This window comes from Geodermatophilus marinus, assembly GCF_003428645.1.
Classification (GTDB): Bacteria; Actinomycetota; Actinomycetes; order Mycobacteriales; family Geodermatophilaceae; genus Geodermatophilus.
This window is the reverse complement of sequence record NZ_QVQH01000051.1, coordinates 1-8,363: the sequence shown is the minus strand read 5'-3', so window position 1 is coordinate 8,363 and position 8,363 is coordinate 1. Positions and strand designations below refer to the sequence as shown.

Below are 8,363 nucleotides of genomic sequence, written 5' to 3'. Positions count from 1 at the left end.
CGTGAGGACTTTGCCGAGGCCCTGATTGCGGCCCAGGTCGGCGAGCGCCGTGTGAGGACCGGTGTCACCGGTTTGAGGGATGGTCAAGCCCGGCGCGCTCAAGCGCACCCCGCGTTGGGGGCGTGCTGCGGTAACGACCACGGCTCCAGGGCGAGCTAACAATGTACCAAGTCAAAAAGAATAGCATGCCCGTCGGCACCAGCTCCTGCCCCAGTCGGCTTCCCACGGCCTGACAACGCCGCACACAATCAGCCCTCGTTTGCGCAAGACGTTCACCGCCGCGGACCGGCCTATCGACGCGGACCGAAACCGACCATGCGGTTTAGCCTAGCAGCCCGCCGAGCACAACCACTGCAAGGGGCAATACCGACACGGCTCGTCGCCCTAGTGATTACGTCGCCCATCCCGATCTCTTGATCTGGAATGAACCCAGGCAAGCGCACCTTCCAGCGTGGCGTGATTGACTGTTCATTCGACCGGTGACTGGACTGTCGGCTCTGAGCTTCTTGAGAGGTCGCCCCCTCAGCCTCGCCCCGAGATTCCGCCCTCTTAGGCTTGTCGGACTTAGGCATTTGCCCACCTCCTCCGCGGCACTTCTCTAACAGACGACCGCAACAGGCTCACAACCTCTCCAGATAGGGAGAGAGCCCAGTGACGAGGAAAGGAAATTCCTCCGTATGGTCGACTCGCACAAAGAACGACTCCTCGACATCCGTTTCCCGGTGACGCCATGTGAACACCACGTCTGATATCCTGCGCACGCCGCTGAGGCGAGAAGGACGCACTCGCACCGAGGCCAGGGCGAAGTTTCGAGTGAAGGCTTCCGCCATCTGGTGATATATTCTGGGGTATCGAACCGCGAGAAAATTCAACGCGCGGTGTTCATCCGTCGCCCCTGCATTGTCAGCAATCTGTACTAGTCGGGCGAAGAGATCCTCGGCGGCAGAACCAAACTGCTCGGGGGATCGGTCTTCGGGGCGAGGAAGACTACTAATCAGCGCATCCACGTCGAAAGAAAATATCTGATCGACGAGCCCGAAAGGCAGCACCAAGCCGTTGGCATATTCAGGCGGGGCAAGAGGGCCGCGCACGCCAATAATTACGTCAATGTCAGTGGCTCGCGGCGTGGGTCGCACGGATTCGATAAGCAGTTCGAAGTCCGCAGGGTCGCGCGGCACCAAGAGGTATGTCTCCTGGCCCTCCACCGTGAAGACCCAAGCAAGCTGGCGGGCCAAATACCGGTTAGCGCGGTCGGTCAGCACGGTCCGCAATGCCTCACGGTCGGTCAATCCGTTCGCGTCGGCACGACCGGTGGCTTGGGCGAACTCCTTTTCCACGCTCAGACTGGGGAATCGAGGGACGATACGACCAAGCGCAAAGATGTAGTCTGGTGGACTTTCGGCCTGCTCAGTTTCGGTCACGGACGAGGATATGGCGGACTGCGGGTGAGACCGCTCGGGCGAGTCGAGCGGTCGCGCGTCCCGTGCGACCAATGGCGCCGAGGCCGCCCCCGTCGGAGGGAGCACCGTTCCAGGTCCCGGTTGGAGGGGGCCAACGCTGGACTCCCTCGCAATAGGCGGCATCTGAGACTGCACAATCGGTGCATCCATGACCTCGGTCGCGATCCTCGCCTCGTCTGCTGTTGGCATAACCAATCATCCCTTTCTGGCCCGGAGAAGATGGTAAGCCGCCTCCCCATTCAGGTAGGGCGGCAGTACTGAGTGACGTTGCCTGCCGGCCGCCTGCAGGACGGCAGCCTTCACCTCCTCAATCGGCAGGGTGGAGAACAATGAGAGAAGCAGAGCAAAGGCACCCGTGACGAAGGGTGTGGCAGCGCTGGTTCCGGTCCAGGTCTGGACACCGTCCGCATAATCAAGACTCGTGATGTTAACGCCCGGTGCAGCTAGGCCGCGCCGGCCGATTGACCCGCCCACATTCGAGGAACTGATCACTCGACCGCTCACGTCGGCAGCTGCCACAGGGATCACTGAAGGATGTCGGGTGATAACGGAAGTGCCTATGGTAGCCTGATTTCCGGCGGCAGCTATAATAGCGACTCCACGGCGAGCCGCATAGTCCAAAGCTTGCTCGAGCATTGGGGCCGGGTTAATCGATGGTTGGACGAAGGCGGCACTCAAATTGAGGAGACGGGCGCCACGGTCGACGCAATCCTTTATCCCCTCTGCCAGTCGCACGGGGCTAGTGGATGGCCCGTCGGGGTTTTTTCTATTCGTCGTCGCCTCAAAGATGGGCCGAATCAAGTAGGTGCAATCCGGACAAAGCCCTGGCGCTTGGCTATCTCGGCGAGCGGCAAGCACACCAGCCACGAAGGTGCCGTGCCGGTACGCCCGGTCCTCTGAGCCACCGAAGTGTTGCGCCCACTCGCCCGTCTTATGAAGGCGAGCCTCATAAAGATCGGGATGCTCAGCAGCGACGGGACCGTCAAGAAGGCCCACAACGATCTCGGGTTGACCCCGGGTGCGCGCCATCAAAGGTTCCAGCCCCGACGAACGAGTCGAGGACGACGCGTCCTGCGCCACACCGGTCTCCTTGGCTTGTCCGTTCTTCCCAGCCCGCCCTGGCATCTGTGTGACCGTCGGGTGGGAGCCCTATTACTCCGTAAGCGCCGACATCGGCCGATGCTCGCACACCCAGCCTCCTCGGCGGTCACCTCACCTCTGAACCGTCAGAGACGGACGTCGTCCACCATTAAGTGGGCGCCGCAGGCGTTAAGGCCACCAATTCGACGCGAGACGTCCCGACGCCTCCTGCTCCGGACGTGAATCTGACCGCCTTCCCCTATAGGGCCACTCGAACTGTGCCAACGTCTCCACGAGGCGTTGGCACAGTTGGCATGGCTCGGCATGCGAACAAGCGCTGACCCATCGCCACCGCGGTGCTGCGTGAGCAGGTGTCCTCGCGCCGATTCAAAGATGCGCTAAGTACAGCGCCCAGATCACGGGCTCAGACGTAGTTGCAGTAGCACCAGTAGCCTCCGCTGTACGCGTTGCAGGCGGCCACCCAGCCGCAGTGGCCGCTGCTGAACATGGCGTTACAATCAAAATCGCCGACGCAGATGAGATATCCATTCTGGTAATAGTACTGCGGTACGATTCTCGATGAGTCGACCGGACTGGCTGTTGGCGATGCAGCGTATCCTGTCCTGCTTGAGGCCAGGGCGATGTCGGCCGTGAATCCCGGAACGCTCATGTCCGCTCCTCCGTCGCTGGGCTGCTATCCGTGGCTGTGGCTGTGAGGCGGCTGTGACTGTGAGGCCCTATGCATACAGACATGCATAATTGTTTGTAGCCGGAGACTGGTGACACCACCACGCCCGCCACCAACCCTGAGTTAGCCCGTAAGCGCCCACGAGATTGCAATCAGGGATCGTGTAGTAGCAAGCGCGTAAGTATGCTTGAGGTTGGATGACGGAGTCCGATTCATAACCAGGCGGATCGTTAGCTCTCCCCGCCTGCGGTGCCGCTGCTCCGAATGAATCGGATAGCGTCACGTGTGCGGTGAATCCAGGGGTTCCACGCATTTCATCCCTCCTCGACTTGGTGTTGCCTGTCTGGTCAGTAGTGGGGGTAGACCTAGGGCCGATCCGCTGCTCGATCGGCTCGGAGCGCCTTTCGGCTGGCTGCTCCTCGCCGCGAAGCCTCCTACAGGGCTGTGCCGAGACACGACGGTTGCCACCGCGAGGCTGCTGCCTCGCAGCATCACCTGGTTCTCAAGGAATTCCGGGAACAGGTCCACCCGCCGGACGAAGGTCTGCGAGGTCCCTTAGGTGCGTGACATTCGGGTCCTCCTCGGTTCGGCCACCCCGCGCGGCGGGTCTCTAGGTTGAACCTCGAGTCTCAACTTCAGTCTAAGCCCAGTGCGTCACGAGAACGTCACCGCGCCGTCACGGGGACCGTTTGCCCGGCCCCGGCGAGTTTGGAGACCCCAATCCTTGAGGAGGATGGAGTTGTGGCAAATCGGACCACCCGCTATCCCCGGGAGCTGCGTGAGCGGGCCTGGTCGAGCCGGACGCGCGGCGCGATCCGACGTCGCCGCTGCGCTGGACGACGATGTCGCTGCGGCATGTGGCCGTCGAGCTGGCCGGGCAGGGCCATCCGGTCTCCGCGCCGACGGTGGGCCGGCTGCTGCGGCAGGCCGGGTTCAGCCTGCAGAGCACCGCCAAGACGCTGCAACGCAAGCAGCATCCCGATCGCGATGCGCAGTTCGCCTACATCAACGCGCAGGCCAAGGCCCATCAGGCCGCCGGAGCACCGTGATCAGCGTGGATTCGAAGAAGCAAGAGCAGCTCGGACAGCTGCCCGCGGCCGGCCGAGAATGGCGGCCGAAGGGCGATCCGGCCCCGATGGTGGACCACAGCTTCTCCAGCATGGGCCCGGAGATACTGCTCGCCATTCCTGACGGCGCCTACGACCTGGGCACCGATGCCGGCTGGGTGAATGTCGGGGTCGACCACGACACCTCCGCGTTCGCCGCCGCCTCGATCCGCCGCTGGTGGGCCGCCCGCGGCGCGCTCGACCATCCGAGCGCGGACCGGCTGCTGATCACCGCGGACGCGGGCGGCTCCAACAGCTACCGCTACCGGCTTTGGAAGGCCGAGCTGGCCGCCGACCAGCCATGAGGTTGTCGTGGCCACGATCGCCTCGGCCCGCACCCGAACCGGGCTGCCGGTGGAGGTGAACTTGACATCGGCAGCTATCCGCCCGGGCTGGCCGTCCCGGCAGAGCAGCTGCGCGCTCTGCCGATCACCGCCCACGCCGGCCACGGCACCTGGATCTACACTATCGCGCACCGGCGAGCTCGGCCTGATGCCGGCCGAGGAGCGCACTCACGCCCGCGCCCGGGCGCTGGCCGTCGTCGCCGACGAACGGCAGACCGGCATGACCGGCGCCGAACCAGCCGAGCTCGCCGCGCTGCTCGCACCGGCGCAGGCCGCCCAGGCCGCCCAACGCCGCTTCGAGCAGCGCGGCGGGCCGCGGCGCCGCGCGGCCGGAGCGGGCAGCACCCGGGTTGCTCACCGAGGCCGACCGGGTGCTGGTCACTGCCGTCTATCAGCGCCAGCTCTGCCCGAGCAATGTGCTCTCCGACCTGTTCGGGATCAACGCCAACTCGATCGGCCAAGCCATCGCCCCATCGCCGACACCCGCGCGCTGCTGGCCGAGCACGGGCGCACGATCGCTGAAAGCACGCTGCGCTTGCCACCACAGAGGCGCTCTTCGCTTCACGGCGCTACCTCGACCTCAACGTCCTCGCCCGCTGCCGCATCCAACTCATCGCCAGACACAACACCGACTCCGCCACTGAGGAGGTGATCGTTCCGGCGCTCAGCGCATGACCCAACAGCAGGATCACGCGGAAGCCGTCACACGCCACGCCCGGGGACTTGATCTTGACGGCTGACCGGGTGAGGCTCGGCTTCCGGTCAGCCGTGACGCACCAGTGACGCACCAGTGACGCCTCAGACCCATTATATGAGTATCACGCCTAGAGCGGATCGAGTCCTATAGCGAGTGGTGCGGTGCGGTGACGGCACCCGGATGCGGGCACCGCCGTCCGTGAATCTCTTGCCGTGCGGCCGTCACGAGTCGATGCAGCACTCGTCCCCGGACGAGCAACCGCAAGAATTAGGTCATCCCGAGAGTGAGGTCATCCGGAGATGAGTGAGCTATTTCCCATATTGTGCGGCGCTTGCGCGGGCCTGGTCCTCGGGGCGATTCCCCCCGCCCGGCGCTTGCGGTTAGGTATTCTGCTGTCCGTCCTGCTCGGCATCGCCGCCACGATCGTCAGCGGAGAGTTCCGGATCGGATGGGAATACCTGCTCATCGACATCCCGCTCGTGGCGGTGTCCGCGGCAGCGATGTACTGGGTGACAAGCGGCGCCGTTCGGCGCTTGCGAGTCAAGCCCCGGTAGCGCAACGTCCTGCGTTTCAGATCCTTGCGGAAGAGCGAACAGAGATGACTGATCCGACGATCAAACAGCTGGTAGCGACTTCCGGTTTCGCCTTCACCGGAACCGTCGAGGCGCGGGGAGTCACGGCCGAGGCCGGGCTTCCGGCGGACGACCGTACGACGGTCGTCCAGGTCGAGCAGGTGCTGCACGCGCCGGCGGAATTCACCGTCCCGACCGGCAGCAGGGTGATCGTGCAGACATCGGCCGATCTCCCACGCCTAGAGGGAGGGGAGCGGGCGACCTTCTTCGCCAACGGCTTGGCCTACGGCGACCAGCTAGCGGTGGCCGAGGTGGGCCGCCTGCCCGCCGACGCGGGCACCGCCCGGACGGCGAGCCTGGCCGGGGTGGTCGCGCCGGTCTCCGCCGTGCAGGCCGCGCTGGCCGAGCTCGCCCAGGACGACGTCGCCGAGCACGCCGCGCGGGCCGATGCCGTGGTGCGCGGCCACGTCAGCGCGCTAGCGGAGGTTCCGCACGCCCACCTCCCCAGCGAACGCTACCCCAGTGAACACGCCGCCCTATGGTGGATCGCCACGCTGCAGGTCGATCTGGTCGCCCGCGGCGACGTGGGGCAGCAACCCGACGGCGGGCCGATCGCGGTCACCGCCCTCTACGCCAACAGCCTCGACGTGCAGTGGCGCGACTGGCTCAAGCCAAAGGCCGGCCAAGGCGGCCTTTGGTTGCTTCATCGCACGCCCGAGGAGCGGGCTGAGCTGGCCCCCTTCGAGCTCAGACACGCCATGGATCTGCAGCCCAGCCTACAGCTGAATTTACTGCGCGAGCGCGGGATGTGAGGCCACAGTGATCCGAATCGTTAACATGATTCCCCGGTCTCTCAGCGGGGAGACGGCCCAAGACGCGGAGCCGAACATCGCCGTCAATCCCGAGAACCCGCAGCAGATGGTCGCCACTGCGTTCACCCGAGACCCGTTCAACGGGCCGATGGCGCCGGTGTTCGTTTCAGCCGACGGCGGCCTCACCTGGTCGCTACGCTCCATCGTGCCGGGCGGACCGGGTACACGGGACATCTCCGTAGGCTTCGGAACACGTGGCGGCAGCTTGTACGCCGGCATCCTGAACTTCAGCAACACCAACCTCAACGTGCTGCGAACGAGCAACCCGTTCGCTCCCACGCCGATGACGAAGCTGGTCGACCGCCCCGACGAGGACCAACCGTGGGTCAGCGCCGCCACCGTCGCGGGTGGGCCGGGCGCCGGTCAGGATCGGGTGTTTGTCGGACACAACGACTTCAACGCCCAACCCCGAACCGCCTCGGTTGAGTCCTCTCCAAACGCGCGGACCGCTCCCGCGCCAGCCGGCTTCACGCCGAAGCGGCTCGAGCGGCGGCAGACGGTGGGCCAGGACGGACCCCCGGTCCGCACCGCCGTGCACCCGGACGGAACCGTCTACGCCGCCTTCCACCGGTGGAGTCAGGTGGTGGCGAGCACCACCACGTTCACCGACGCACTGATGGACATCGTTGTCGTCCGCGACGACAATTGGGCGCAGGGCAATCCGGGGTTCTCCGCCCTCAACGACCTCGGCGACACACAGCCCGGGGTCCGTGTCGCGATTGACCGGTTCGTTCATTTCACAGCCAGCGTCGGACCGCTCGGTCAAGAACGGATCGGGGCGGATCTGGCCGTCGCCGTCGACCCCGCAAGCTCGACGAACGTCTGGATCGCGTGGTGCGATCGGGTTGGCGGGTCGGCGGGCACGGACTGGACGCTGCACGTCCGCCGCTCCACTGATCGGGGCCAAACCTGGAGCGGCGATCTGCGCACGGCGGTGAACGCCAAAAACCCCGCGCTCGCCGTCAACAGCGACGGAACCGTGGGGCTGTTGTTCCAACAGCTGGTCGGAACGGGGAGCGCCGCGCGCTGGGTGACCCAACTGGAACTCACAAACAACGCCTGGCAAGGAGCTCCGACCAGCATGATGCTCCACACCGCGCTCTTCTCCGACCCACCCCGGATAGGCCTGCCCTTCCTCGGTGACTACATCCGGCTCGTCACCGTGGACAGGGACTTCTACGGCGTCTTCTCCGGTTCGAACCACCCGGACCCTGCGAACTTCCCCCTCGGCGTCACCTACCAGCGCAACGCGAACTGGGCATCACACACGTTGCTGAACACCGACAATGCATCACCGGTCCGGACATCGATCGACCCCATGTTCGTGCGCTACTCGCCTGAGTGACGAACCGCCGACGCCATTGCCTGACTCAAGGCAATGCCCTCACCCAGTGGACGTCACGACCCTCGTCATGCGACTGGGCACGCGTCGGCCGCGCCGACCCCGGGTGGCCGGCCGAGAGCTCCCCCCGCTTCCCCATAACCGGCTCCCCTTCGATTGCGCCGGCCAGGGGAAGGGTCAGGGCCTCGGCAAAGTCCTCACA

5 protein-coding genes and 1 pseudogene are annotated in these 8,363 nt (G+C 65.2%); 4 read left to right on the top strand and 2 right to left on the bottom strand.

What is annotated here, in order from left to right; translation table 11 throughout:
- Positions 1 to 620: 620 nt before the first annotated feature.
- Both D0Z06_RS24815 and D0Z06_RS24810 read right to left on the bottom strand, forming a co-directional pair.
- A complete protein-coding gene (locus D0Z06_RS24815; protein WP_158580090.1) occupies positions 621 to 1,583 on the bottom strand; it encodes a cyanobactin maturation protease PatG family protein in 963 nt (320 codons plus the stop codon).
- A 72-nt stretch (positions 1,584 to 1,655) separates the two neighbouring features.
- A complete protein-coding gene (locus tag D0Z06_RS24810) occupies positions 1,656 to 2,489 on the bottom strand; it encodes a S8 family serine peptidase (protein ID WP_117380218.1) in 834 nt (277 codons plus the stop codon).
- A 1,527-nt stretch (positions 2,490 to 4,016) separates the two neighbouring features.
- Between D0Z06_RS24810 and D0Z06_RS26645 the strand changes: the two are divergent.
- The 4 genes and pseudogenes from D0Z06_RS26645 to D0Z06_RS24780 form a co-directional block, all read left to right on the top strand.
- Positions 4,017 to 5,127 (top strand): annotated as a pseudogene (locus D0Z06_RS26645) (ISAzo13 family transposase); the annotation flags it as partial.
- A gap of 547 nt (positions 5,128 to 5,674) precedes the next feature.
- On the top strand, positions 5,675 to 5,929 hold the full coding sequence (locus D0Z06_RS24790) for a hypothetical protein (protein ID WP_117380213.1): 255 nt from the start codon (positions 5,675 to 5,677) through the stop codon (positions 5,927 to 5,929).
- A gap of 44 nt (positions 5,930 to 5,973) precedes the next feature.
- Positions 5,974 to 6,759 (top strand): hypothetical protein, encoded by a 786-nt coding sequence (locus tag D0Z06_RS24785; RefSeq protein WP_117380212.1) that lies wholly within the window; start codon positions 5,974 to 5,976, stop codon positions 6,757 to 6,759.
- 25 nt (positions 6,760 to 6,784) lie between these two features.
- On the top strand, positions 6,785 to 8,164 hold the full coding sequence (locus tag D0Z06_RS24780; protein WP_147332131.1) for a hypothetical protein: 1,380 nt from the start codon (positions 6,785 to 6,787) through the stop codon (positions 8,162 to 8,164).
- The last annotated feature ends 199 nt before the right edge of the window (positions 8,165 to 8,363 follow it).